The organism is Rubrivirga halophila, assembly GCF_046845755.1.
In the GTDB taxonomy this organism is placed as follows: domain Bacteria; phylum Bacteroidota; class Rhodothermia; order Rhodothermales; family Rubricoccaceae; genus Rubrivirga.
In genome coordinates, this window is sequence record NZ_CP177357.1 from 1,568,955 (window position 1) to 1,594,029 (window position 25,075).

General features: G+C 71.8%; 26 protein-coding genes, 1 tRNA gene and 1 other RNA gene. 10 read left to right on the forward strand and 18 right to left on the reverse strand.

Features of this window, described 5'->3' with window-relative positions; all coding sequences use genetic code 11:
- The first annotated feature begins 46 nt into the window (after window positions 1-46).
- The gene (locus ACLIRP_RS06735) at window positions 47-1,519 is read left to right on the forward strand and encodes a SpoIID/LytB domain-containing protein (RefSeq protein ID WP_412063199.1); all 1,473 of its coding nucleotides are present in this window, start codon (window positions 47-49) and stop codon (window positions 1,517-1,519) included.
- 310 nt (window positions 1,520-1,829) lie between these two features.
- Here the strand turns inward: ACLIRP_RS06735 and ACLIRP_RS06740 are convergent, their stop codons facing one another.
- Genes ACLIRP_RS06740 through ACLIRP_RS06750 form a run of 3 tightly spaced genes read right to left on the reverse strand, consistent with a single transcriptional unit; the run spans window position 1,830 to window position 3,731 of the window.
- Window positions 1,830-2,780: an isoaspartyl peptidase/L-asparaginase family protein gene (locus ACLIRP_RS06740; protein WP_412063200.1), complete on the reverse strand. Its 951-nt coding sequence runs from the start codon at window positions 2,778-2,780 to the stop codon at window positions 1,830-1,832.
- Window positions 2,773-3,153, reverse strand: coding sequence for a YraN family protein (locus tag ACLIRP_RS06745; RefSeq protein ID WP_412063201.1), 381 nt, complete (start codon window positions 3,151-3,153; stop codon window positions 2,773-2,775). The genes ACLIRP_RS06740 and ACLIRP_RS06745 overlap by 8 nt, the downstream gene beginning before the upstream one ends.
- Window positions 3,150-3,731 (reverse strand): GbsR/MarR family transcriptional regulator, encoded by a 582-nt coding sequence (locus ACLIRP_RS06750; protein ID WP_412063202.1) that lies wholly within the window; start codon window positions 3,729-3,731, stop codon window positions 3,150-3,152. The genes ACLIRP_RS06745 and ACLIRP_RS06750 overlap by 4 nt, the downstream gene beginning before the upstream one ends.
- Window positions 3,732-3,814: 83 nt before the next feature.
- Here ACLIRP_RS06750 and ACLIRP_RS06755 point away from each other — a divergent pair, with 83 nt between their 5' ends.
- Both ACLIRP_RS06755 and ACLIRP_RS06760 read left to right on the forward strand, forming a co-directional pair.
- Window positions 3,815-4,627, forward strand: coding sequence for an S-adenosyl-l-methionine hydroxide adenosyltransferase family protein (locus ACLIRP_RS06755; RefSeq protein ID WP_412063203.1), 813 nt, complete (start codon window positions 3,815-3,817; stop codon window positions 4,625-4,627).
- Window positions 4,624-5,265 (forward strand): hypothetical protein, encoded by a 642-nt coding sequence (locus tag ACLIRP_RS06760; protein WP_412063204.1) that lies wholly within the window; start codon window positions 4,624-4,626, stop codon window positions 5,263-5,265. Before ACLIRP_RS06755 ends, ACLIRP_RS06760 begins: the two co-directional genes overlap by 4 nt.
- On the opposite strand, the gene ACLIRP_RS06765 is transcribed toward ACLIRP_RS06760, so the two are convergent.
- The 9 genes from ACLIRP_RS06765 to ACLIRP_RS06805 form a co-directional block, all read right to left on the reverse strand.
- Window positions 5,262-6,548 (reverse strand): sensor histidine kinase, encoded by a 1,287-nt coding sequence (locus ACLIRP_RS06765; protein WP_412063205.1) that lies wholly within the window; start codon window positions 6,546-6,548, stop codon window positions 5,262-5,264. The two genes, ACLIRP_RS06760 and ACLIRP_RS06765, sit on opposite strands and share 4 nt — an antisense overlap.
- Window positions 6,545-7,396, reverse strand: a complete 852-nt coding sequence (locus tag ACLIRP_RS06770; protein WP_412063206.1) for a DUF3667 domain-containing protein — start codon at window positions 7,394-7,396, stop codon at window positions 6,545-6,547. The genes ACLIRP_RS06765 and ACLIRP_RS06770 overlap by 4 nt, the downstream gene beginning before the upstream one ends.
- Window positions 7,397-7,449: 53 nt before the next feature.
- On the reverse strand, window positions 7,450-8,727 hold the full coding sequence (locus ACLIRP_RS06775; RefSeq protein WP_412063207.1) for an adenylosuccinate synthase: 1,278 nt from the start codon (window positions 8,725-8,727) through the stop codon (window positions 7,450-7,452).
- A gap of 79 nt (window positions 8,728-8,806) precedes the next feature.
- Window positions 8,807-9,142 carry an STAS domain-containing protein gene (locus ACLIRP_RS06780; RefSeq protein ID WP_412063208.1) on the reverse strand — a complete coding sequence of 112 codons (336 nt, stop codon included), beginning with the start codon at window positions 9,140-9,142 and terminating at the stop codon, window positions 8,807-8,809.
- A 120-nt stretch (window positions 9,143-9,262) separates the two neighbouring features.
- Complete coding sequence (gene secF, locus ACLIRP_RS06785; protein WP_412063209.1) at window positions 9,263-10,198, reverse strand: protein translocase subunit SecF; 936 nt, start codon at window positions 10,196-10,198, stop codon at window positions 9,263-9,265.
- Window positions 10,199-10,278: 80 nt separating this feature from the next.
- Window positions 10,279-12,195 carry a protein translocase subunit SecD gene (secD, locus tag ACLIRP_RS06790; RefSeq protein WP_412063210.1) on the reverse strand — a complete coding sequence of 639 codons (1,917 nt, stop codon included), beginning with the start codon at window positions 12,193-12,195 and terminating at the stop codon, window positions 10,279-10,281.
- A 110-nt stretch (window positions 12,196-12,305) separates the two neighbouring features.
- A complete protein-coding gene (locus ACLIRP_RS06795) occupies window positions 12,306-12,764 on the reverse strand; it encodes a hypothetical protein (RefSeq protein WP_412063211.1) in 459 nt (152 codons plus the stop codon).
- 121 nt (window positions 12,765-12,885) lie between these two features.
- A complete protein-coding gene (locus ACLIRP_RS06800) occupies window positions 12,886-13,167 on the reverse strand; it encodes a DUF427 domain-containing protein (RefSeq protein WP_412063212.1) in 282 nt (93 codons plus the stop codon).
- Between the two features lie 131 nt (window positions 13,168-13,298).
- A complete protein-coding gene (locus ACLIRP_RS06805) occupies window positions 13,299-13,595 on the reverse strand; it encodes a family 4C encapsulin nanocompartment shell protein (RefSeq protein WP_412063213.1) in 297 nt (98 codons plus the stop codon).
- Window positions 13,596-13,646: 51 nt separating this feature from the next.
- Here ACLIRP_RS06805 and ACLIRP_RS06810 point away from each other — a divergent pair, with 51 nt between their 5' ends.
- Entirely contained in the window at window positions 13,647-14,486 is an 840-nt protein-coding gene (locus ACLIRP_RS06810; protein ID WP_412063214.1) for an alpha/beta hydrolase, read from the forward strand.
- A gap of 1 nt (window position 14,487) precedes the next feature.
- Here ACLIRP_RS06810 and ACLIRP_RS06815 read toward each other — a convergent pair.
- Window positions 14,488-14,561, reverse strand: a tRNA-Arg gene (locus tag ACLIRP_RS06815).
- A 99-nt stretch (window positions 14,562-14,660) separates the two neighbouring features.
- Here ACLIRP_RS06815 and ACLIRP_RS06820 point away from each other — a divergent pair.
- From ACLIRP_RS06820 to rnpB, 4 genes are all read left to right on the forward strand, one after another.
- Window positions 14,661-15,980 (forward strand): MFS transporter, encoded by a 1,320-nt coding sequence (locus tag ACLIRP_RS06820; protein WP_412063215.1) that lies wholly within the window; start codon window positions 14,661-14,663, stop codon window positions 15,978-15,980.
- Window positions 15,981-15,985: 5 nt separating this feature from the next.
- Complete coding sequence (locus ACLIRP_RS06825; protein WP_412063216.1) at window positions 15,986-17,113, forward strand: Nif3-like dinuclear metal center hexameric protein; 1,128 nt, start codon at window positions 15,986-15,988, stop codon at window positions 17,111-17,113.
- A 138-nt stretch (window positions 17,114-17,251) separates the two neighbouring features.
- On the forward strand, window positions 17,252-17,998 hold the full coding sequence (locus tag ACLIRP_RS06830) for a zinc ribbon domain-containing protein (protein ID WP_412063217.1): 747 nt from the start codon (window positions 17,252-17,254) through the stop codon (window positions 17,996-17,998).
- A gap of 65 nt (window positions 17,999-18,063) precedes the next feature.
- An RNA gene (gene rnpB / locus ACLIRP_RS06835) (RNase P RNA component class A) lies at window positions 18,064-18,483 on the forward strand.
- Window positions 18,484-18,787: 304 nt separating this feature from the next.
- Here the strand turns inward: rnpB and secG are convergent.
- Entirely contained in the window at window positions 18,788-19,177 is a 390-nt protein-coding gene (gene secG / locus ACLIRP_RS06840) for a preprotein translocase subunit SecG (RefSeq protein WP_412063218.1), read from the reverse strand.
- 250 nt (window positions 19,178-19,427) lie between these two features.
- On the opposite strand from secG, the gene ACLIRP_RS06845 reads away from it, so the two are divergent.
- Window positions 19,428-20,378, forward strand: a complete 951-nt coding sequence (locus ACLIRP_RS06845; protein ID WP_412063219.1) for an alpha/beta hydrolase — start codon at window positions 19,428-19,430, stop codon at window positions 20,376-20,378.
- A 54-nt stretch (window positions 20,379-20,432) separates the two neighbouring features.
- Here the strand turns inward: ACLIRP_RS06845 and ACLIRP_RS06850 are convergent, their stop codons facing one another.
- The 3 genes from ACLIRP_RS06850 to ACLIRP_RS06860 form a co-directional block, all read right to left on the reverse strand.
- Complete coding sequence (locus ACLIRP_RS06850; protein ID WP_412063220.1) at window positions 20,433-20,975, reverse strand: NUDIX domain-containing protein; 543 nt, start codon at window positions 20,973-20,975, stop codon at window positions 20,433-20,435.
- 101 nt (window positions 20,976-21,076) lie between these two features.
- Window positions 21,077-22,420 carry an FAD-dependent oxidoreductase gene (locus tag ACLIRP_RS06855; protein ID WP_412063221.1) on the reverse strand — a complete coding sequence of 448 codons (1,344 nt, stop codon included), beginning with the start codon at window positions 22,418-22,420 and terminating at the stop codon, window positions 21,077-21,079.
- A 22-nt stretch (window positions 22,421-22,442) separates the two neighbouring features.
- Window positions 22,443-23,444, reverse strand: coding sequence for a cation diffusion facilitator family transporter (locus ACLIRP_RS06860; RefSeq protein ID WP_412063222.1), 1,002 nt, complete (start codon window positions 23,442-23,444; stop codon window positions 22,443-22,445).
- Window positions 23,445-23,497: 53 nt separating this feature from the next.
- On the opposite strand from ACLIRP_RS06860, the gene ACLIRP_RS06865 reads away from it, so the two are divergent.
- Window positions 23,498-24,664, forward strand: a complete 1,167-nt coding sequence (locus ACLIRP_RS06865; RefSeq protein ID WP_412063223.1) for an alpha/beta fold hydrolase — start codon at window positions 23,498-23,500, stop codon at window positions 24,662-24,664.
- Between the two features lie 4 nt (window positions 24,665-24,668).
- On the opposite strand, the gene ACLIRP_RS06870 is transcribed toward ACLIRP_RS06865, so the two are convergent.
- Window positions 24,669-25,058, reverse strand: coding sequence for an SET domain-containing protein (locus tag ACLIRP_RS06870; RefSeq protein WP_412063224.1), 390 nt, complete (start codon window positions 25,056-25,058; stop codon window positions 24,669-24,671).
- Between the last annotated feature and the right edge of the window lie 17 nt (window positions 25,059-25,075).

Here is a 25,075-nt window from a genome sequence, read left to right on the forward strand (position 1 = left end):
TGGCCGATTGGAGGGGGACGTGGGAGACCCGATCTACAAGGGGCCTATGCGCCTCTCTCCTCGCCTCCTCGTCGTCGTCGTTGCCCTGTGCGGGCTGGCGACCTCCGCTCCCGCCCAGACCGCCCCGGAGACCGTCCGCGTCCGGCTCCTGGACCGCCAGGCTCCTAGCCGCGTCACCGTCGAGGCCGATGGCCCCCTCTACGTGAGCGTCGACGGCGCCGACCGGGGGGCCGCCCTCGGCGGCACGCCCCTGACGCTGAGCGCACGCGGCGCCGAGGCCCGTGCCGAGTTCGGCGGCGCCGACCTGTCGGCCGGCGAGATCCGCCTGACGGGCGAGCGCCTGCGCGTCCGCGCCGCGGGCGTCGACCGGGTGTACGCCGGGGCCCTCGTCGCGTTCGTAGAGGGCGGCCGGCTCCGGCTCGTCAACCACACGCCGACCGAGCCCTACGTCGCCAGCGTCGTCGCCAGCGAGTTCGGGTTCAACGCGCTCGAAGGCGCCAAGGCGCAGGCCGTGCTGGCACGGACCTACGCGGCGCGCCGGGCCGGCCAGCACGCGCGGCACGACCTCGACGACCACACCGGCTCCCAGGTCTTCCACGGGATCGACGCGGCGACGGACGTCGCGCGGCGCGCGGCGCACGAGACGGCCGGCGAGGTGCTCGCGTACCGCGGCCAGCTCGCCGACGCCTTCTACTTCTCGTCGTCCGGCGGCCACACGGCCGACAACGACGCCGTCTGGAGCGGCCAGCCCCTCCCCTACCTCCGCGGCGTCCCCGACCCCTACGACCAGGGCGCCCCCGACCACACGTGGCAGACCACCGCCAGCCGCTCGGCCGTCTTGCGGGCGCTCTCGTCCGAGGTCGGCGGCTCGGTGACCGGGCTCGAGGTAACGCGCCGCTCGCGCTCGGGCCGCGTGCTCGAGATCCGCGCCATCGGCGGGCGGCGCGGGACGCTCACCGGCCCCCAGTTCCGCCGCGCTGTCAACGCCGTCGCGGGCGGCCGGACCGTCCGGAGCACGCGGTTCGAGGTCTCGGTCTCCGGCGACCGCTACGTCTTCACGGGCAGCGGGTTCGGCCACGGCGTCGGGCTCAGCCAGTACGGCGCGCTCGGGCAGTCGCAGCAGGGCCGCACCTACCGCCAGATCCTGGGCCACTACTTCCAAGGGACGGAGGTGTCCGGGACGGCCCCGTTCGCCGCGCCGCTGCTGGTCGCCACCGCCGCCGACGCCCCGGCCCGCACGCAGCCGACTCCTCGCCACCGTGCCGACCGGGTGGCCGAGCCTGGCGACGCCGCGCAGGCGATCCCGCGCGAGCCCTCGTCGCTCCGTACACGCTATCTCCCCGCTTCCGGCCGCCGCTGGCCGACGCCCCGCCGCGAGACGCGCGAGTCCGCCGACCCGCCAGCCGACGTTCGAGAGCGCGTCGAGTTGCCCGCCCGGCCCGCCGCGCCCGTCGTCGCCGCCCGGCGCGATGCGGACACCCCGGACGAGTCGACCCCGCGCCGCCGCACGGCCTGGTAAGCAGGACGGCATCGGGGCGCCCGGCCCAGTGACTCCCCCCGCTCGTCTGCCCTGAGCGCTGCGATGGGCGCTTGGACGGGGAGAGCGAGCACGCCCCCGAGGCGTGCCCGCATCCGGCCAAGGCTTCCCCGCACCCGCCCGGGGTCCATCCGCACGATCCAGGGGCACATCCGCACGACCCTATCGGGCTTCCGCACGATCCCGAGGTCCATCCACACCCGCATCTTGCCCATCCGCAGTTAGGAACAGGCGATCCGCCATCGGGCCGGCAGGGAGCGGCCGCTCATTCCGCCGAGACGCGTCTCCCGGCCTACCGCTCCACGGCGACCGTCGCCTCGCCACCCGGCCGCCACCACCCGCGCGCCATGCGAGGCGTCGAGAACGCCCAGCCCGCCACGCCGGCCGCGTTGAGGGCGATGACGCCACCCGTCGCGACGCGAGCGCCCGGCCACACGACGCGCGCCGCCATGTCGGCCAACGCGGCTGCCGCCGTGGCCTCGGGGTCGGCGCCGACGGACCGGGCTGCGAGCTGCGTCGTAAGGATCGCCTCGCCCCAGCCCGTCGTCGACGCCGCGCCCCGGGCGTCCGCATAGAACCCGGCTCCGGGGATGGGCGAGTCGCCGACCCGGCCGGACCGCGTCAGCGGGGCGCCGCCCGTCGAGGTCGCCGCCGCCACGCGCCCCTCGGCGTCCCGGACCACGCACCCGACCGTCCCGCGCGGCACGTCCATCTCGCCTGAAAACGCCGCGCTCGTGTGGAAGTCGGGGGTCGACGTGAGGCGCTCGTACCGCGCACGCTCGCGGTCGACGATCAGCGACTGTGGCGAGACCGACGGCAGCCCGACTTCGGCGGCAAACCGCTCGGCGCCCTCGGCGACGAGCAGCCGCGCCTGGCCGTCGGCTGACAGCAGCGCCTGCGCAAGCCGGACCGGGTTTTTAACTCTGCGCACGTTCGCGACGGCGCCCCACCGAAGGTCCGTCCCGTCCATTACGCCCGCGTCGAGTTGGGGCAAGCCGTCGCGGTCGAGCACGGCGCCGCGGCCCGCGTCGAAGGCGGGGTGGTCTTCGAGCGCGGCCACCGTTTCGACGGCGATGGCGAGCGCTGACCGCCCGTGCTCGAAGGCGCGACGCGCCACGCGCAGGGCCCGCGTCAGACCGTCCAGGTGCTCCGCGAGCCCATCGTCGGGGATGTCCCACGCGCCGCCGTGGATCAGGACGAGCGGCCCGTCGCCAGGGACCGTCCCGGACAGCGGGCTAGACAAAGTGGCCGAAGGCATTCTCGAAGTGCTCGATGTCCGGCGCGCCGCCGCCGAAGAGGACCGCGACCACGTCGAACCGCGTCGGCGACGGGATCAGCCGGCGCTCGTGGAGATACGCCTCGGCGACGCGCTTGATGGCCTTCTGCTTGGGCTCGTCGACGGCCGCCTCGGGCCGCCCGAAGCCGGTCCCGCTCCGCGCCTTGACCTCGACGAAGACGATCATGCCGCCGTCGTTGCGCGCGTTCGGCTCGAAGGCGACGATGTCGACCTCCTCGCGTCCGAAGCGGTAGTTGCGGTCCATCACGCGGTAGCCCTTGGCCTCGAGAAAGTCGGCGGCCACGTCCTCGCCCCGGCGCCCGACGTCGGCGGCCGTCACGAATCGTCGCGCCCGCGGCGCAGCTTAGAGGCGAAGTTGGTGACCCGGCGGACGCTGTCGGTGCTCCGGCCGCGGACGAGCGGGAGGAGCGCGCCGGTAAAGTCCTCGAACACCTGGATGATGTCGACCATCGCGTCGACGCGGTCGGCCAGCTCGGCGTCGGCCGCCCCGCCGCCGTCCTCGCGGAGCTCGGCCGCGACGGCGTCGAGCTTGCGCTGGACGGGCCGGATCTCGCGGCGCTGGCGCTCCTCGATGATGGTCGTGGTGATGGTCCAGACGTCGCCCTCGGCGACGAAGAAGTCTTTCCGCGAGCCGATCTGGTGCGTCTTGCGGACGAGGTTCCAGTCGACGAGCGCGCGAAGATTCATGTTCGCATTGCCGCGCGAGATCTGGAGCCGCTCCATGATCTCGTCCGTGTCGAGCGGCCGGGCCGTCGCGTACAGAAGCGCGTGGATCTGGGCCATCGTGCGGTTGATGCCCCAATGCGAGGCCATTTCGCCCCACAGGAGCACGAACTCGTCGAGCGCACGGAGGCCGTGCGCGCTGAGGTCGGCGGAAGGGTCGGCGGAAGGGCTCACGGGACGGGCGGGGGACCGTCGAAGATAGCGGCCGGCCGGGACCATCGGCGGTCCGTAGCTTGGGGCTCGCGACTCCCCCCGCCGTGATCGTCACGCTCACCACCGACTTCGGCACCCGCGACGGGTACGTCGCCGCCATGAAGGGGGCCATGCTGTGCACGGCGCCCGGCCTGACGATGGTCGACGTGACGCACGAGGTCCCCGGGCAGGACGTGATGGCGGCCGCCTTCGCGCTGCGCGACGTGGTGGGCCACTTCCCCCCGGAGACCATCCACCTCGTCGTGGTCGACCCCGGCGTCGGGACGGCCCGCCACGCCATCGCGGCGCGGTTCCGGGTGGGCGGGTCCGACCAGATCTTCGTCGGGCCCGACAACGGGCTCCTGTCGCTCATCGCCGACGCGGAGGGCATCGCCGACGCCGTCCGGCTCGACACCCGCGCGGCCGCGTCGCGGACGTTCCACGGCCGCGACGTGTTCGGCCCGGCCGCCGCGCGGCTGGCCTCGGGCAGCCCGCTGGCCGACCTCGGCGAGCCCACCGACGAGTTCACCCCGCTGCACTGGCCCCTGCCCCGGCTCGACGAGCAGGGCGTCTACGGGATGGTCCTCCACGTCGACACGTTCGGCAACTGTCTCACCAACATCACCCGGGACGACCTGGACTCGATGCGCGCCGGCCGCCGCTTCAAGTGCTTCGCGGGCTCGGCCATCTTGCGCCACCACGTCGGCACGTACGGCGAGGCCAGCGCCGGCGACGCCGTCACGCTGTTCTCCAGCGGTGGCCTCCTCGAGATCGCCGTCAACCAGGGCGACGCCGCCCAGCTCCTGTCGGTCTCACGGGGCGACGCGGTCAACTTGGTCTTCGAAGGCATCACCCTGCCGGAACTCGCCACCCGATGAGCAACGAATCTGGCGTTCGCGACCTGGCCGCCTTCGATCGGGTCCAGACCCGGGAGGACCCCGCGCCGACGGGCGGGGCGTGGCGCTCCCTCGCGCTTGCGGCGCTCGTGCTCGTCGGCATCGCCGCGACCACGTGGTGGGTGTGGCCCGAGGAACAGGCCGCCAACGACGTGCTCGTCCACTTCGTCGAGACCGCGGACACCTTCCGGCCCGACCTCGGCACGACGCGGCCGGACGAGGCCCGCGCGGCCGTGCTCGACGCGCTCGGCTGGGACGTCACCCCGCCGGACCTCCCCGCCCTCGCCATCGTCGGCGTGGGCATCCCGACGATCGGGGCCGTCCAGCCGTCGGCGGCCATCGAGCCCGTCGCCGTCCAGGTCCCCACCTTCCGCTACGAGGGCACCGACGGCGAGCGGGCCGTCGTGTTCGCCTATGACTACATCTTGCTCGACCGCGTCCGGCAGTCGTTCGACCTCCCCGACGGCACGTACGCCGGCCTAAGCGAGCCGTCGCCGGTCGACTCGCGCGTCGTGCTCGGCCAGTTCGCCGTGACCTGGCGGCGCCGGTCGATGATCTTCACGGCCATCACGCCGGACGAGGCAGTCGCCGAGCGGATCCGGCAAGCGGTCGCCAGCTAGGCGGGGTCTGAGGCCTCGAGCTCGATGCGGAACGTGGTCCCGGCGCCGGGCCGCGTCTCGGCGACGGTGAGGCTCCCACCGTGGTACGTCTCCACGATGCGCCGTGCCAGGCTCAGGCCGAGCCCCCAGCCCCGGCGCTTGGTCGAGAAGCCCGGGCGGAAGACGTGCCGCGCCGTCGCCCGGTCCATCCCCTTGCCCGTGTCGCGGACCGTCACGATCGCGCGCCCCCCCTCCTCTTGCGCCACGACGGCGATCCGGTTCGGGCCGGCGACGCCCTCGAAGGCGTCGAGCGCGTTCTTGAGCAGGTTCTCGACCACCCACTCGAACAGGTCCGGGTTGAGCCGCGCCCACAGGTCGTCCGGTGCGTGGACGGTGATCGAGACCGGCGCGCTGGTCGGGACGCGGCGGCGCATGTAGTCGGCGACGCCGTCGAGGACGGGGCGGACGCGCGTGGGCTCCAGCGTCGGGAGGGAGCCGATCTTTTCGAACCGGTCGGCCACGCGGCGCAGGCGCTCCACGTCCTGCTCGAGTTCGTCGGCGATCTGCTCGCTGGGCGCGGCGTCGCCCAGGCGGAGCAGCTCGATCCAGCCGATCATCGACGACAACGGCGTGCCGAGCTGGTGCGCGGCTTCCTTCGCCATCCCCACCCACAGGCTCGACTGCTCGCTGCGGCGGAGGTACGAGAACCCGAGGTAGCCGACGAGCACGAAGAGGGCCACGACGCCGAGTTGGACGGTCGGGAACAGCCGTGTCATCCGCGCCAGCGGGCTCTCGCCGTAGTGGACCAGGAGCGGCCCGTTCGGCGACTCGCGGATCCGGATCGGCGCGTGGACCTCGTCGAACGCCGACGCCAGCGCGAGCGCCGCCTCGCCGTCGGCCTCCACATTCCGAGAGGCCGAGACGTAGGTGATCGCCTCGTCTGTGATGATGGCCGGGACGCTGAACCGGTCGGGCACGATGATCTCGGAGACCACGAAGTCGAGCCCGTCGTCCGCAGGCCCGTCGCGCAAGGTGTCGAGCGCCGCCAGCAGGGCGGCCGCGTCCTCCCGCTCCGACTGGCGCAGGAGGGCGGCGAGGTCGTCGTACACCGCCTCGGCCGACGGGCGTGCCGACAGGCGGTACTGGAACTCGATGGCGCTCGCCCACAACTCGACCGCCTGCGCGTCCTGGGCCTCGAGCCGGTCCGCCAGCCGGCTCGTGAACCACAGCGACGACACGCCGATGGCGACGGCCGCCAGGATCAGCCCGAGCTTGATCTTGGCGCTGGTGCGGTAGGCCCTCACGTGGGCAGGGCGACGACGACGAGCATCCCCGTCGCGAAGATGACCATCCACGCCACGACCGGCCCGATCGTGACGGCGGGCGCCGAGGCTAGCGCCTTGAGCGTGCCGACCCCGTAGAACCGGCGGATGGCGAGCGCAGCGTAAACGTAGGACGCCACGAAGCACGCGCCGAGCACCGCCCAGTTCGCCGCCCCGAACGAGTGCCCGAGCGTATCGCCGATCGACACGAGCGCGACCAGCTGTGCCAGCCGACGCGCCGCCAGCAGCAGCACGACGACGCAGAACACGTGGATCGCCAGGACGAAGTGGGCCGTGTACGCCGGACGGCGGAAGTGGTAGAGCACGTAGAGCCCGAACCCGCCGAGCGGCATGAGCAGGAAAAACCACCGGCTCCCGAGCGCCATCATCCCGTCCAGATAGTCGGCGACCCGGTCGACTTTGGCGGGCGGGACCGTCCCCCGCAGCATCTCGCGCCGTTCAGCGGCGTCCTCCTCGGCGGTCTCCGCCGAGGGCGGGTCCATCACCGTCTTGGCCAGTTCGTAGCTGGCGGAGGCCCCCACGAACACCAGGCTGCACAGCAAGTAGAGCCGGAACGGCGCCACATGCCGCGCGCGGCGCCCGGCCGCCCAGTCGCGCGACAGCTCGCCCGGCCGGCGGAGCAGGACTCCGAGCGTCTGGAGGACGCGGCCGTCGAAGGAGAACACGTCGCCCGCGAACCCGGCGAGCACGCGGCGGAGCGGGAGGTCCGGCGGCTCGTCGCGCTGGCCGCACGCCGCGCAGTACGGCCCCGCCAGCCGCGCCTCACAGTTGAGGCAGGCGCGGGCGTCGACGGGCAAGACCTCGGACATGGGCGGCGGGGGCGGCGGCGAAACCTACCCCCGCCGGCTGGCCGGCGGGCTCGCTAGGCGGCCACCAGCGTCTCCTCCCGCTTCGGCCCGGTCCCCACGACGGAGATCGGGACCGACAGGTGGTCGGACATGAACTGGAGGTAGTCCGTGGCCGCCCCGGGCAGGTCGTCCATCGAGCCGACGCCCGACAGGTCGCCGCTGAACCCGGGCAGCGTCTCATAAACGGGCACGACGCGGCCGAGCGCCCCGACCTCGGTCGGGAAGCGCGTGATCCGCTTGCCGTCGAGCTCGTAGGCGACGCAGACTTTGAGCTCGTCGAGCCCGGCCATCACGTCGAGCTTGGTGACGGCGATCTCGGTGAAGCCGTTGAGCCGCGACGTATAGTCGAGGGCCACCAGGTCGAGCCAGCCGCACCGGCGCGGGCGACCGGTCGTGGCGCCGAATTCCTGGCCGACCGACCGGAGCGCCGCCCCGACCTCGTCGTCGAGCTCGGTCGGGAAGGGCCCGTTGCCGACGCGCGTCGTGTAGGCCTTGACGATCCCGATGATGCGGTCGATGGCCGTCGGCGGGATGCCGAGGCCGGTGCACGCGCCGCCCGAGGTCGGGTGGCTGGAGGTCACGAACGGGTACGTCCCGTGGTCTACATCCAGGAGGGCGCCCTGGGCACCCTCCGCCAGCACCCGCTTCCCGTCGCCGAGCGCGTCGTTGAGGAAGGCGGACGTGTCGGTGACGTAGGGGTCGATCACCTGGTCGAACTCGACGTACTCCTCGACGATCGCCTCGACGTCGAGCGGGGCCGTCTCGTAGAGCGCCTTCAGGATGTCGTTTTTCTCCTCGATCGCCGCGCGGAGCTTGGCCGCGAGCCCATCGCGGTCGAGCAGGTCGACGACCCGGATGCCGGACCGGGCGAACTTGTCGATGTAGGCCGGGCCGATCCCGCGGCCCGTCGTGCCGATCGCACCGGCGTCACGCCAACGCTCCTTGGCCTGGTCGAGCGCCTTGTGGTACGGCATGATCAGGTGGGCGTTGTGGCTGATCTTGAGCCGCCCCTCGACGGGGTAGCCCAGCGCCTCAATCTGGCCGATCTCCTCCATCAGCGCGACGGGGTCGATGACGACGCCATTCCCGATCACGCAGTCCACCCCGCTGTGGAAGATGCCGGAGGGGATCAGGTGGAGCACGAACGTCTCGTCGCCCCACTTGATGGTGTGGCCGGCGTTCGCGCCGCCCTGGTAGCGGGCGACGATGTCTGTTTCGGGCGCGAGAAGGTCGACGACCTTCCCCTTGCCCTCGTCGCCCCACTGGGCGCCGATGACGACGGTGACTGGCATGGATTCAGGGCATGTGGGCTGGGGCAAGGGGCACGAGGCCGGGCTCTCACCCGTGCCCCCGTCCCACTTTCCCCACGCCTTAGTAGCTAGCGACGGCGGCGTCGACGGTGTCGAACGACTGGAACACGCCGTCGAGGCGCGTCACGTCGAGGAGGGCGCGGATGCGCTCGCCGACGGCCGCCAGCCGGAGGTCGCCCCCGGCGTTGCGGGCCGTGGTCAGCGCGCCGATCAGCATCCCGAGGCCGGACGAGTTCATGTGCCGGACGCCCGACAAGTCGACGACGGCGTTGAGTGGGCCTTCGCCGCGCGCCTTGTGGAGCTCGGCGTGCAGCGCGGACCCGTCGGGGCCGCCCAGGGCGTCGCCGTCGAGGGCGAGGACGGCCACGCCGTCGGTCGTGGTTCGAGTGATGGTCATGGCGCCAGAGAGGGTGTGCCGCAAGCTAGCGGTGGAGCGGGGGGGCCCGCGTGAAAGACGAGGGCGGAGAAGAGCCCGTGCTCTCCCCCGCCCTCGTGCGTCCGTGTCGGTCCGTGTGCGCTAGGCCGTCGCGACGGAGACGCCGCGGCGGGCCGGCGCGTACTTGTCGCGCAGCGCGACGACGATCGGGCTCGCCACGAAGATCGACGAGTACGTACCGACCGAGATGCCGACCAGGAGCGCCAGCGAGAAGCCCTTGAGGACCTCGCCGCCGATCAGGAACAGCACGAACACGGCGATCAACGTCGTGCCCGAGGTCAGCACCGTCCGCGACAGCGTCGTGTTGACGGCCCGGTTGGCGATGTCGACGTAGGGCTCGGTCTTGAACAGCAGCGCGTACTCGCGGATGCGGTCGAACACGACAACGGTGTCGTTGATCGAGTACCCGACGATCGTCAGCAGCGCCGCGATGATGGCCTGGTCGATCTGCAACGAGAACGGCGTGATGTTGTGGAGCAGCGCGAACAGGCCGAGCACGATGATGACGTCGTGGGCCAGCGTGATCACGGCGGCCACGGCGTAGCGCCAGTCGAACCGGACGAAGATGTACAGCAGGATCACGAACAGGGCCCCGAGCACGAGCACGATGGCCTTGCTCTTAAGGTCGGACGCGATGCTCGGCGTCACGAGCGACTTGCCGATCAGGTCCGGGCTGGACCCGGCGAACGACTCGCCGATGGTCGAGAGCACGGTCGCCTCCAGGGCGTCGGCGTCGCCGCCGGCGGCCGTGCGGACAAGGAGCGTTTCGGGGTTGCCGAACTCTTTGACCTGGAAGACCTCGCCGGTCGCCGTGCCGAGCGCCGAGGCCACCTCGGTCGACGGGATCGCCGCTTCGGTCTCGACGATGAACTCGGTGCCGCCCTTGAAGTCGATCCCGGCCTCGAGGCCGGGGTAGAACAGGGAGATGATGGCGACCGTCAGGAGGACCCCGGAGATCAGGTAGCTGTCCTTGTTGGTGCCGAGGAAGTTGAAGTTGGTGTTTTCGAGGATGCGCATGTCAGAGGGTGTTCAGTAATCGGTGATCGGGGATTGGTGAGCCGTCAGCCCGAGGGCGGGCGGCCGAAAACCGACGACTGCTAGCCGAAGGCGACGTCGACGCCGCGCTCCGAGACCAGGTAGTCGATGAGGAGGCGGGTCACGACGAGGGCCGTGAAGAGGGACGTCAGGATGCCGGCCATCAGCGTGACGGCGAAGCCCTGGATGGGGCCGACGCCGAACGAGAACAGGATGACGCCGATGAGGAACGTCGTGATGTTGGCGTCGGCGATGGCGGAGAGCGCCTTGCCGAAGCCGCCCTCGACCGACGCCTTCATCGTCTTGCCCGAGGCCATCTCCTCCCGGATGCGCTCGAAGATGAGCACGTTCGCGTCGACGGCCATGCCGATCGTCAGCAGGATGCCCGCCATGCCCGGCAGCGTCAGCGTGGCGCCGAACGAGGCCAGGACGCCGAAGATGAACAGGACGTTCAGCACGAGCGCGACGTTCGCGATCAGGCCCGCGCCCCGGTAGTACAGGGCCATAAAGATGCAGACCAAGATGAACCCGACCACGAGCGCTCGCGTGCCCGCCTTGATGGACGCCGCACCGAGGCTCGGCCCGACCGTCCGCTCCTCGACGATGTTGACCGGCGCCGGAAGCGCGCCCGACTTGAGGACCGTCACGATGTCATCGACCTCCTGGCGCGTGAAGCTGCCCGTGATCTGGGTCCGGCCGTTCGGGATCCGGTCGTTGATCGAGGGGAACGTGTAGACGAGGTCGTCGAGCACGATGACGACCGGCTTGCCGCGGTTGGCGCCGGTGATCTGGCTCCAGCGGCTGGCGCCGGCGCCGTCCATCGTCAGCGAGACCTGGGGGGCGTTCGTGTACGGATCGAAGTCCGTGCGGGCGTCGGTGATGGTCTCGCCCTGGAGCTCGACGCGCTCGTTGACGGCCAGGATGTAGTGGACGCCGTCGCCGTCGGCCGTCGTGCCCGCGTCGGGGCCGGCGGTGAACAGCAGGCGGGCGCCAGCCGGGATCAGCCGGGCCACGCCGGGCGCCTCCAGCAGGCGACGCGCCTCGGCGGTGTCGGCCTCGGCGACCTGCCCGAAGATGGGCGAGTTCGACGACGGGTCGAGCTGGAGGCGCTGGACGACGGCCGCGAGCGGGTTGCCGCCCTCGGCGCGCGTCTCAGCGCCGGCAGTGATGTCCCCGAGGTCGAGCACGTCCGAGGTGTCGGCGTCGGCGGCCGTCGAGTCCGCTGCCGCAGCGGTCGTGTCGGCAGCCGCGTCCTGGCCCTCATTCTCGTAGTAGGCGAAAATGGCAGCGGCGGACTGCTGGATCTCGGCCGTCGGCGGCGTGAGGTGGAACGTCAGCTGGGCCGTGCCCTTGAGCAGCTCGCGGACGCGCCGCTCGTCGTCGACGCCCGGGAGCTCGACGACGATGCGGGACGAGCCCTGGCGCTGGATGAGCGGCTCGGTGACGCCGAACCGGTCGATCCGCTGGCGGATGATCTCCTCGGCGCGGACGAGCGCCTCCTCGACCTCCTCGCCGAGGTAGGCCTCGACGACGTCGTTGTCGGACCGGGCGGTCACATCCGCGTCGGCGTTGCGGAAGTAGCGCGCCAGGCGCGTGCCGGGGCGGACCTCTTCGAGCGCGTCGGTGAAGAGCGAGACGTAGGCGGCGCCCGAAGTCTCGGCGCGCTCGTTCGCCAGCGCGATCGCCTCGTCGAACGTGTCGTCGGCGCGGCTGCCGGCCAGCTCGCGCAGGAGCGCGCCGGTGCCGACCTCGAGGGTGACGTGCATGCCGCCCTGAAGGTCGAGGCCCAGCTTGAGCGACTCCTCACTCGTGGCGACGAGGTCGTCGTTGTGCTCGTCGAGGTAGGCCTCGCGCTCGGCGGGGCTCATGGCCGCGAGCTCGCGGTTGTTGAGGGAGTTCTGGAACGTCGGGAACAGCTGCCACACCGAGATGAGCAGCAGCGCCGCGACGGCGAAGATCTTGAATCCGTAGCCTTGCATAGGGGCAGACGCCTCGGAGGGCGCCGGTAAGGGTCGAGGGACGGCGCCGGTCCCCAACGGACGGGCGCGCAAAACGATGACGGGTAAGGGGGGGCGCGAGCGCCCGAGCCCTAAGGGGCGCGCGGCTGCAGCGACGGCGCGCTGCGCCGGACCGGGAGGTCGAGGACGCGAGCCGGCACGCGGCTCTGATCGGTAAGGCGGGCCTCGGCCACCGGCTCGCCAGCGACGGAGGCGGGCGACGGGGACGGGGCGGGCTGGGCCTTCGCCAGCGCCTCGGCCGGCGTGACGGGCGCGACGCCGGACAGCGACGGGGCCCCGAGCAGGTGCGCCACGGCCTCGGCCGAGACGCCGTCGACAGCGTCGGCGTAGACCTGAGCAAAGACGTCGACTGGATCGGTACCGGGCTCAGCGGCCCGGGCGGCGGCGAGCGCGCGGTCGAACGCCTCCGAGTCGTCCAGCACCGCGAGGGCGGGTGACGCAGCCGCCGACGGCGCCAGCGGCAACCCGAGCGCGACCGCGAGGGCGGCGACGACGAGGCGGCGGAGCAGGGCGGAGCGGAGCGGGCGCACGGGTGCGGGGGCGACGCTCCAACCTACGGCGAGGGCCGGCGGGCTCGGGACTCTCCCTATGCGGACTTCATGGAGTTGCCGTGCAGAGGGCGGCGAGCAACACTTGTATGCAATAACGGGACTAGGGCTCGACCGTTACGCCCTTCCAGAAGGCCACGTGGTCCCTGATCTCGGCCGCGGCGTCTTTCGGGGCTGGGTACAGCCAGGCCGCGTTCGCGTTCGTCGCCCCGTCGACGACGACGTCGAGGTAGTGGGCGGTCCCCTTCCACGGGCAGACCGACGTGTGGTCTGAAGGCTGCACGCGGCGCTCGTCGACCGAGCCGCGCGGGAAGTAGTGGTTGCCTTCGACGACGACGGTGGCGTCGCTCTCGGCGATAACGGCGCCGTTCCAAAGTGCTTTCATGGGGACGGGGGACGGGGGACGGGGGACGGGGGACGGGGGACGGGGGACGGGGGACGGGGGACGGGGGACGGAAGGTGCTCGCGGCACGCATCGAGATGCGCCAGCAGGCCGTTTTCTTTCGCCAGCTCAGCTCACCCCTCGTCCCGCCGCTCGGCCCGGACGCCTGCCGACACCTCGCGGGGCGTCGGCACAACGGCGACGCGGGCGCCTCGGAAGGGATCGACGACGACGGTCAGCCACTGGTACTGCGAGAGGTCGGCCCGCTCGCGGCCGAACCGCTCGGCGACCGCCGACTTAAGCGCCTCGTAGGCGTCGGGGCCAACCAAGATGGCATGGGGCTCGCCGCCCGATTCGCGCAGGGAGCGGACCTGCTCGTCGATCTCGGACAGGAGGTCGTCGGGGGCGGGCGCAGCGTCGGTGACGGTCATGGGGCCGGTAGGCGTGGAGCCGGTCTACCTTCGGGCCCCACCCCGCGATCCATGACGCACGACACGGGCTCTCTCATTTCTTTCGACGGCCGCACCCTGTTCACGCGGGCGTGGACGCCAGACGGTGACCTCCGCGGCGTCGTGCTGATCGTCCACGGGCTCCACGAGCACAGCGGGCGCTACGCGTACGCCGCCAGCGCGCTCATGCAGCGCAGCTACGCCGTCCGCGCGCTCGACCTCAGGGGCCACGGCCGTTCGGACGGCCCACGCGGGCAGGTCGAGGGGTTCGACGAGTACGTCGACGACCTCCGCCTTTTCCTGTCGCGCGTCCAGGAGGAGGCCGGCGACCGCCCCGTGTTTCTGATGGGCCAGTCGATGGGCGGGCTCGTCGTCGCCCGGCTCGTCGCCAGCGGGGGCGCCGACGGGGTGGCCGGGGTCGCCCTCACGTCCGCGGTGCTCGACGTGCCCGAGGGCACGCCCGGCTGGCTGCAATCGGTGGCCGACGTGCTCGCGCGCTGGGTGCCGACGCTCCCGGTCCAGTCGATCGACCTCTCGGCGCTCTCGCGCGACCCGAGCGTCGAGGCGGCATACCGCGCCGACCCCCTCGCGATCGTGCAGGGCGTCCGCGTACGGTTGGCGGCGGAGATGCGCCGCGCGTTCCTGGCCGTCCGCGAGCGGCCGCAGCGGTTCACGATGCCGCTGTACCTGACGCACGGGACCGACGACGAGATCACCCCGCCCTCCGGCACGAAATGGCTCGCGGAGCACGCCGCGTCCGACGACGTGACGCTCCAGCTGTGGCCGGGCCTCTTGCACGAGACGTTCCACGAGCCCGAGCGCGACGAGACCATCGGCCACTTTGCCGACTGGCTCGACGCGCACACCGGCTGAGTGCCCTCGACAGGAATCGAACCTGTGGCCTACTCTTTAGGAGAGAGTCGCTCTATCCGACTGAGCTACGAGGGCGTGGGACGAAGATAGCAAGCGGCCACCAGGTGGCTGAGCTCCACCCTCGGGCTGGCCGGACGTGCGCAGTCTAGCTTGGGCCGCCCCTCCCCCATCCGAATGACGTCCCAACGCGGCGACAAAAAGGCCATCTGGGCCTGGTCGCTCTACGACTTCGCCAACTCGTCGTTCACCACGCTCGTGGTGACGTTCATCTACGGGACGTACTTCACCGGCTACATGGTGCTCTCGCCCGACGCGGCCGGGGTCGCCGTGCCGGACGGCGAGCTGGGCACGGTGCTGTGGTCGCGGGCCGTCACCATCACGGCGATTCTGGTGGCCCTCCTCTCCCCTGTCCTGGGCGCGTTCGCGGACCGCGGCGGCGCGCGGAAGTCGTTCCTGCTGGCGATGACGGTGATCTGCGTCGTCGGCACGGTCGGGCTGTACGCCGCCGAGCCAGGGCAGGTGATGCAGGCGCTGTTCTGGTTCGTCGCGGCGAACGTGGCCTTCGAGACGGCCCAGGTGTTCTACAACGCGTACCTCCCCGACATCGCCCGGCCCGACCAGATCGGCCGCGTCTCCGGCTACGGCTGGGCGCTCGGCTACGTCGGCGGGCTGCTGTGCCTGGGCATCGCGCTCGTCGTGTTCGTCAACCCGGAGGTCGCCCCGTTCGGGCTCGACAAAGCGTTGGGCGAGCACGTCCGCGCCACCAATCTGCTGGTCGCCGGCTGGTTCGCGGTGTTCTCGATCCCCACCTTCCTGGTCCTGCGCGAGGTCCAGGTCGAGAGCCGCCCGCCGCTCGGGACGCTCGTCAAGGAGAGCTTCGGGGAGTTGGCGGAGACCGCTCGCGAGCTGCGCCGCTACCGCCAGATCGTGCGCCTGCTCGTCGCCCGCATTTTTTACAACGACGGGCTGGTGACGCTGATCGCCTTCGGCGGGATCTACGCGCAGGGCACGCTCGGCTTCGAGATCGGCGAGGTCCTCCTGTTCGGCATCGTGCTCAACGTCGCCGCGATGATCGGCGCGCTCGGGTTCGGGTTCCTCGACGACCGGATCGGCGGGCGGCCCGTGCTGTTCATGTCGCTGGCGCTCCTGATCGTGGCCGCCATGCTGGCGGTGTCGACCGAGAGCCGGACCGTCTTCTGGGTGTCGGGCGTGCTGGTGGGCCTGGCGATCGGGCCGAACCAGTCCGCCAGCCGGTCGCTGCTGGGCCGGTTCGTGCCCGACGACAAGGAGACCGAGTTCTACGGCTTCTTCGCCTTCTCGGGCAAGGCGACCGCCTTTATCGGCCCGTTCCTGCTCGGCGTGCTCACGCAGGCCTTCGGCTCGCAGCGCATCGGCATCTCGGTCGTCCTGGTCCTGTTCGTGATCGGCGCCGCGCTGCTGACGCGCGTCGACGAGGCCGAGGGCATCGCGCTGTCCGGCCGCCCCTCTACCTAGCCGACATGACGGTTTCTGACGTTCTCGCCGTTCTCGACGCCTGGGCCCCTCAAGGCCAGAAGGCCGACTTCGACCGCGTCGGCCTGCAGGTCGGCGACCCCGTTGCGGAAGTCGACCGCGTACTCGTCGCGCTCGACCTCACACCAGCCGTCGTGGACGAGGCGGCGGCGACGGGCGCCGGGCTGATCGTGACCCACCACCCCCTCATCTTCAAGCCGGTCGCGCGAGCGACGGCGACGGACCCCGTCGGGTCGCTCGTGTGGCGGCTGGCGAGGGCGGGCGTGAGCTACGCGGCGATCCACACCAACCTCGACGCGGCGCACGGCGGCGTGTCGTTCGCGCTTGCGAAACAGCTCGGGGTTCAGGACCCGGAAATCCTGGCGCCGCTCGACGGCGTGATGCGCAAGCTGGTCGTGTTCGCGCCGCGCGCCGCGAGCGACGCCATCCGGGCCGCACTCGCGCAAGCGGGGGCCGGCGAGATCGGCGACTACTCCGGCTGCTCGTTCTCGGCCGAGGGGACGGGGCGGTTTCTGCCCGAGCCGGGGGCGTCGCCATCCGTCGGCACGGTCGGCGCGGCGGAAGCCGTCGAAGAAGTGCGGATCGAGGCGGTGGTCCCGGAATGGGCCGTGCGGGACGCGGTGCGGGCCGTGGCAACGGCGCATCCCTATGACGAGCCGGCCATCGACGTGTACGCGGTCGAGAACCGGACGACGCGGCAGGGCTACGGGGCGGTCGGGACGCTGGCGGCGCCGGAATCGCTGGCGGCGTTTTTGGCTCGCGTCCGCGATGCGCTCGGGGCGGGCGCGCTGCGCTACGTCGGCGACGACGGGCAGACCGTCGAGCGCGTCGCCGTCTGCGGTGGGTCCGGGCTGTCGTTCCTGCCCGCCGCGCTCGCGGCCGGCGCGGACGCGTACGTGACGGCCGACGTGACGTACCACCGCTTTTTCGAGGCGCTCGACCCCGAGGGCGCGCCCCGGCTGGCGCTCGTCGACGCCGGGCACTACGAGACCGAGGCCGTCACGGAGCGCCTGATCGCGGACCACCTCCGGGCCGCCCTGCCCGGCCTCGCGGTCGACGTGACGCGGCACCGGACCTCGCCGATGCGGACGTTCGTCGGTAGGACTGGGGGCTGAGCGGACGCTGAGTCCCAGGGCGGCATACCGGCAACCGATGACCGAAAATCGAGGACTGGGCCGACAATTCGCTCCGGTCTCAAAACTGCGAGGCTCCGGGGGCGGTACCCTGCCCGACTCCCCACGCGCACATCTCCAATGGCGACGACCGACACGACCACGATCGAGGACCAGCTCCGCGCCCTCGTTCGCCTCCAGATCATCGACACCAAGATCGATCAGCTGACCAAGCTCCGCGGCGACCTCCCGGACGAGATCCGGGACCTCGAGGACGAGCGGGCCGGCCTCCAGACGCGGCTCGGCAAGATCGACCAGGACAAGAAGGAGGCCGAGGTCCAGAAGAAGAAGCTCAAGCTGGACATCGCCGAGTCCGAGGGGCTCATTCGCAAGTACGAGGAGCAGCAGCTCCAGGTCCGCAACAACCGCGAGTACGATGCGCTGACGAAGGAGATAGAGGCCCACCGCCAGCGCATCGGCGCGGCGTACGAGGAGATCGAGCGGTACGACAACCTCGACACCGACTCGGCCGAGACGGTCGACGGCGCCGACGACACGCTCAAGGAGCTCGAGGCCCGGATCGCCGACAAGCGCGTCGAGCTCGACCGCGTCGTCGAGGAGACGAAGGCCGAGCAGGAGACGTACGAGAAGCAGCGCGAGAAGGCCGCCAAGCAGATCGACGAGCGGTACCGCCGCGCGTACGAGCGTCTGCGGACGCGCGTCCGCGACGGCCGGGCCGTGGTTCCGATCGAGCGCGGCGCCGCCGCCGGCTTCATCGTGCCGCCGCAGCGCCAGGTCGAGGTCCGCCAGCGCGACCGGATCATCGTCTCGGAGCACGACGGCCGCATCATCGTGGACGACGCGCTGTTCTCCGAGGAGGCGGCGTAGTCCGAATCCACGCGACCTTGAGCGGGCGCTGGCCCCACGGTCGGCGCCCGTTCGTTGTTTACGAGCGCGTCGGCCGGGCCGCCGCCTCGGGGCTCGCCCCGGGGAGGAACGTCCGGACACCACAGGGCACTGTGCTTCCTAACAGGAAGGCGCCCCGCCTCGGCGGGGTGACGGCAGGTGCAACAGAGAACAGACCAGCCGATGGTCCCGCAACCGCCTTCGGGCTGCGCGGGACACAGGTGATGGGTGAAACGGTGGGGTAAGAGCCCACCAGCGCGGCCGGCGACGGTCGCGGCTAGGCAAACCCCACGGGGTGCAAGGCCACGCAACGTCCGCCCGGGCTCGTCCCGGAAAGGGTGCCCGCCCGAGGACGTGGGTAGGCCGCTCGAGGCCGCCGGCGACGGCGGTCCCAGATAGATGGCGGCACAGGCCGCGGCGTGACGCCCGCGGCCGGACAGAATCCGGCGTACAGGCCGACGCGGTCAGCGGGGCCCGCTCTTCGGGGCGGGCCCCGTTTTTTTGTTGGGGAGTGGGGTCGCCTCTTTCTTGCCCCATTTAGGCCTTTGTCGATCGCGGCGCTCGTCACTCTGAGTACCCGCGTGTGCGGGGAGGACGGCTGGGGAGAGGACGCCTGGCTCGTGCTGCCCTCCCCATCTGCTCTCGGTGAGACGGCGGCCACAAAATACGAGGGCGCCCCGAGTGATCGGAGCGCCCTCACGAGGTGTTGAGCTGGGGCCGGACGGAGCGCACCGCCGTCTGCGGTCCGTCGTCCGTCGTCCGTCGTCCTGATTACTCCTGGGTCGGGGGGACGTCGGGGGCAGTCGGCGTGGCGGGGTTGGCGGTCGAGGGGGCCGGGGCGGCGTCGCCCTCGATGGGCGCCTCGATGGCCGACGGGGCCGCGGCGGGCAGCTCACCGGCGCGCTCCTGCAGGATGGAGCCGTCGCGGCCGGCGCGCGGGATGAAGAACGTCGTGACGAGGCACAACCCGAGGAAGAGCCAGCCGAGGGACCACGTGGCCTTCTCGAGGAAGTCGGGGGCCTGGCGGGCCCCCAGGATCTGGGTCGTCTGGCCGCCGGCGGCGATGCCGGCGAGGCCGCCGCCCTTGCCGCTCTGGAGCAGGACCGCAATGCCCATCAGCAGGGCGACGATCAGGATGACGACGATGAGGAGGTAGAACACGGGTCGGTCGGGGGGGAGTCGGTGCGCAAGCTAGCGCCCGGGCGACCGGACACGCGCGCCGAACCTCGGTGAAGACGGGGGCTGACGGGGCGACGGTGAGCCGGCGCCCCGGGCGGTTTCTCCCGTCATGTCCGAATCCTCCTCTGGTTCCCTCGGGGCACGTGCCAGACGCGCCGCTTGCACGTCCGTATTCTCAGGTCGTGCCCCACACGGGCCGTGTAAACCGGCACGCCCACCGAGCGCCCCTTCGATGCCCCCTCCCCTGCGTCACGACGTCGTCTTCGAATCGCACGGGACCCGGTGCGCCGGCTGGTTCTACGTGCCCGACGGCGAGGGGCCGTTTCCCACCGTCGTCATGGCCCACGGCCTTGGCTGCGTCAAAGAGATGCGCCTGGACGCGTTCGCCGAGCGGTTCCGCGCGGCGGGTTACGCCTGCCTCGTCTTCGACTACCGCCACTTCGGGGCCAGCGACGGGGAGCCCCGCCAGCTCCTAAGCATCTCGCGCCAGCTGGAGGACTGGGCCGCGGCCGTCGCCTTTGCGCGGAGCCAGCCCCAGGTGGACCCCGACCGCGTCGTGCTGTGGGGCTCGTCGCTGAGCGGCGGGCACGTGCTTGAGGTGGCCGCAGACGACCCGCGCGTGGCCGCCGTGATCTCCCAGGTCCCCCACGTGAGCGGGTACGCGTCGCTCCGGAGCGAGCGGCTGACGACCGTCGCCCGGCTTTCGATACACGGGTTGTACGACTCGGTCCGAGCCCTGCTTCGGCAGCCTCCGCACTACGTCCTGTCCAGCGCGAGCGAGGGCGAGACGGGCTTACTCAACGCGCCGGGCGAGTGCGAGGGGTACCTCGGCCTGGTACCCGACGGGCTGGCGTTCGACCGGCGCGTGGCCGCCCGGTTCGTGCTGGCCATCGGGCTGTACTCGCCCGGCCGTGCCCTCCCGAGGCTCCAGATGCCGACACTCGTCCAGGTGGCGCGGGGCGACCTGACAACGCCGGCCGGGCCGGCCATCGAGGCGTGCGAGCGGGCCCCGAACGCCACGCTGATCCAGTACGGCGGCGGCCACTTCGATCCGTACACCGAGCCGCTGTTCGGGAAAGTCGTCGGCGACCAGCTCGACTTTCTCGCCCGACACGTCGAGCCCCTCGCGGGGCAGGCGGAGGGGTCCGCGCCGCGCGCCGCCGCTGGAGACGAGCACGCCTAAGGGCGGCCTCGGCTGGTCGCTGACGTCGCCGGAGACCGATTGGAGCCCGCTCCCCTACCCTCGCCGCTCGATCTCAGCGGCCGCCAGCAGGAGGGCGACGCAAGTTTTGGCGTCCTCGATCTGACCCGTCCGCGCCAACTCGACGGCCTCCGCCAGCGGCATCCGGAAGGGCTCCACGAACTCGTCGGCGTCGACGGCAGAGTCCGCGGGGGTGAGGTCTTCGGCGAGATACAGGTGGATGGCCTCGTCGGAATACCCGATTGCGGGGTAGGTGACGCCAAGGGGGGTCCACCGAGTGGCGGTGAGGCCGGCCTCTTCGACCAGCTCGCGCTGGGCGACCGCGAGCGGGGCCTCGTCGCCGTCGCGCTTGCCGGCGGGGACCTCCCAGAACTCGCGGCCCGGCGCGAAGCGGAACTGGCGGAGGAGCACGACGCGGCCCTGGGCGTCGACGGGGACGGCGGCGCCGGCGCCGGGGTGTTTGAGCCACTCGCGGCCCGACGTTTCGCCGTCGGGCAAGCGGACGGTGTCCTTCCTGACGTCGAGCAAGACGCCCCGGTAGATCTGCTCGGTCTCGATGGAGCGTTCAGTGAGGTCCAAGGGCGGTCGTGGGATGAATGGGCGTGTAGGACACAGAGGGAGCAAGGGGCGGCGGCGACGGGACGCACAGCCGTGTGCCGTCCGCCTCATCCCCCATCCGTCTAGATCAGATCCATCGCGCGGCTGGCGGCGATCTTGAGGGGGTCGACGGCGGGCGCGAGCGGGGGGTTGTAGATCAGGTCGAGGTCCTCGGCGAGCTGGCGGGCCGTGCCGCCGGACTGGACAAGAGGGACGAGCACATTCGCGCGGAGCGCGGCGCCCTCGGCGCCGACAAGCTGGCCGCCCAAGATGCGGCCGGTCCGGCGCTCGACGACGAGCCGCACGTCGATCGGCGACGACCCGGGGAAGACGCGCGTGCGCGACCAGTGGCGGATGTCGGCGGCGACGGCGTCGAGGCCGGCCTCGGTCGCTTGCGCGAGCGACAGGCCGACGGACCCGGCTTCGATGCCGAAGGCGCGGACGGCGACCGCACCCGCGATCGGCCGGAACGTGTCGGACCCGGGCCGAACGGCGTTCCGGGCGGCGACGCGGGCCGTGCGGCGGGCGGTCGTCGCCAGCGGCCACAGGACGCGCGTGCCGTCGGGGGCGCGGGGGACCTCGACGACGTCGCCGCACGCATAGATCGTCCGTGCGGAGGTCCGCATCTGGTCGTCGACGGCGATGCCGCCCATGGCTCCCAGCTTGACCCCGGCGGCCTCAGCCAGCTCGGTCCGGGGCTCGACGCCGATGCTGACGACCACCATCTGGCACCCGACGAGCTCGCCGCGGTCGGTGCGGACGGCCCGGACGCGGCCGGCGTCGTCCGCCAGCAGGTCCGTCGCGCGCTCGGGGCGGACGGCGACGCCCGCCGCGAGGACGGCCGCTTTCATCAGGTCGCTGGCCTCGCAGGCGACCGTCGCGTTCAGGACGCGGCCCGAGGGGTCGAGGATGGACGCGCGGATCCCCCGTTCGCGCATGGCCTCGGCCATCTCGAGCCCGATGTAGCCCCCGCCGACGACCACGACGTGGCGCACGGGCTCGGTCGCCAGCCAGCGCTCGATGTGCTCGGTGTCGACCAAGTCGCGGACGGTGAAGACGCCGGCGGGCATCGGGCCGGGCAGGGTGCGGGCGCGAGCGCCCGTCGCCAGGATCGCGCGGTCGAAGCGGACCTCGCGCGTGCTCCCGAACTCGAGCGCCTCGACGGTGAGCGAGCCCTTGGGGTCGAGCGCGGTCACGCGGTGGCGGTCGTGGACGGTGATGCCCTTTTTGGCCGCCAGCGTCTCGGGCGTGAACACCTGGAGGTCGTCGTCGACCACGCCGCCGATGCGGTAAGGCATCTCGCACGTGCCGACGGAGACGTGGGGCCCCTCCTCGAACAGGAGGATCTGGGCGTCGGGGGCGCGGCGTCGGGCCTCGGCGGCGGCGGCGGGCCCGGCGGCCAGCCCGCCGATGACGGCGATGGTCATAAAGGGGGAGTGTGCGAGGGCCCTAAGATGCCGACGGTCGGCCTTGCTCGGCGGCGACCTCCGCCAGCGAGTCGGTCAGGGCGTCGTGGGGCGCCGCCGCGGGGTGGTCGTGCGAGCGCGGCTCGAGGTGGCTGGTCACGAGCACGCGGCTGTCGGGGAAGGCGGCCTGCTGGCGCGTCTCGACCTCCGTCGCCCGGTCGTGGGCGTCGACGAGCCGGAGGTCGTCGGGGAGCAGGAGGTGCTGCTCGATCCAGAGGTGGTCGTTGACGCGGCGGTGGCGGACGTGGTGCGAGCCGTCGATCAAGCCGTCGGCGCGAGCGGTATCGAGCACGGCCAGGATGGCCTCGGTGACGGCGGGGTCGGCCGTCTCCATCAACCCACCGTACGCCTCGCGCATCAGCGCCCCGCTCGTCCACAGGATGTTGAGGCCCATGACGATGGCGACGACGGGGTCGAGCCAGAGCCAGCCGGTGAGGTACACCAGCCCGACGCCGACGAGCACGCCGACGCTCGTCCACATGTCGGTCAGGACGTGGTGGCCATTTGCGACGAGCACGAGGGCGTTCGTGCGGCGCCCGACGCGGATCAGCCCCAGTCCGAGGACGAGGTTGATGAGCGCGAGCACCGCCGTGATGAGGAGGCCGAGGCCCAACTGTTGCAGCTGCGGCCCCTCGATGAGGTCGATGACGGCGGTCCACACGATGCCGATCGCCGCGAGCAGGATCAGCGCGCCCTCGGTGCCGGAGGAGAAGTACGCGATCTTGCCGTGCCCGTACGGGTGCGAGGGGTCGGGCGGCTGGGCGGCGTACCACAGGCTGAACCCGACCATCGCCGTCGCCGCGAGGTGGACGACGGACTCGAGCGCGTCGGACAGGATCGCCGTCGAACCCGTCAACCGGTACGCCGCCAGCTTACCGACCAGCATCACGATGGCGACGGCCAGGCTGGCGCCCATCGCGAGCCGCTGCTGGCGGGCCGCGTCGGGGCCGTGGGCGTCGCCCGGGGCGGAAAGGTGCAGCAGCATGACCGTGGGACAGAGCCCGACGGTGCGAGTTTCCGGGACCAGACCCCGCACCCATGACCCTCGAACACGTCGGCATCGCCATCGCCAGCCCCGAAGACTCGGCGGCCCTGCAAGCCCTTTTTGGATCGGCCCCGTACAAGACGGAGGCCGTGCCGTCGGAGGGCGTGCGGACGGTCTTCTTCGGCGACGGTGGCGTCCCGGGCGCGGCGCCGAAACTGGAGCTCGTCGAGGCCACGACGCCCGAGTCGACGATCGCCAAGTACGTCGAGAAGCGGGGCCCCGGCCTCCACCACCTCGCGTTCGAGGTCGACGACCTCGACCGGCACGTGGACCGCGCGCGCGCCCTGGGCCTCCGCGTTCTCGGCGAACCGCGACCGGGCGCCGACCGCAAACGGGTCGTCTTTTTGCATCCCAAGGACACCGGGGGCGTGCTGGTCGAGTTGGTGGAGTCGGTCCGCCCGGCGCGCGACTGGGTGGACGTCGACGCGCCGGGCGGCCGCGTCGCCGTGCAGGTCTCGGGACCGGAGGACGCCCCTCCTCTCGTCGTCTTCCACGCGGCGCTAGGATCGACGGAGCTGGAGACCGACCGGCTGATCGCGGTGTGGGAGCGGACGTTCCGGGTCTACGGGGTCGACCTCCCGGGGCACGGGCGGAGCGGGGATCTCGATGCGGCGGCGCCGGAGTGGGACGCCTACACATCGGCTGCAATAGCGGTCATCGACCACTTTGAGTTGTCCGCGGCGAACGTCTTCGGGTTCTCCATGGGCGCCGGCGTCGCGCTCGCACTGGCGATCGCCCGCCCTGACGCCGTCGGCCGGCTGGCGATCCACGGGGCGAACGTGCAGTGGGACGCCGCCGAGGTCGAGGCGATGACGGCGCCGATGGCGCCGGGCCGGATCGCCAGCGACACCCCGTTCTGGGCGCGGCGCCTGCAGGACACGCATGGCGATCGGTGGCCCGGGCTCGTCGCCCAGATCGTGGCCTTCACCTCCGCCCTCCCCGACCGCTGGATCTCGGACGCCGATCTCGCGCTCATCGCGTGCCCGACGCTCGTCTCGGCGGGCGACGCCGACCGGTTTTTCGACGTGCGCCACGCGGTCGGTCTGTGGCGCACGATCCCAGCTGCCAGCTTGCAGATCCTTCCCGGCCTCGACCACCCGATCCAGGGCGTCGACGTGCCCCGGTTCGCCGCGGACGTCCGACGGTTCCTGCTTGCGTGAGTCGTCAGGACCCGGCCGGGTCGAAGGCGTCGCCGAGCGCCATGCTCTCGCCGTCGAAGGTCCGGTAGTCGCAGGTCAGTTCCTCGCCCGGGGCGATGTCGCGGTTGGCGACCGTCGTGTGCTCCGGCTCGTCGCAGTTCGGCTCGTCCGAGTGGTTCATGAACTTGGCCGTGTCGCCGCACAGGACGTACGTGCCATCGTCGTCGAGGTAGCACCACTGGCGCAGGCGCGACTGGTAGGGCTCGGGGAACGCCGCGAGCTCCGCCGGCGCCAGCCGCCAGTCGACGCCGTCGGTGAACTCCCAGATCCGCGTCCCGGCCGCGACGGGCTCGGCGGCGAACACGCCAATGCCGGCGATCGGGCTGGGGCGAAGAACGGTGGCGATGAGGAACACGGGGGCGGGGCTGGGGA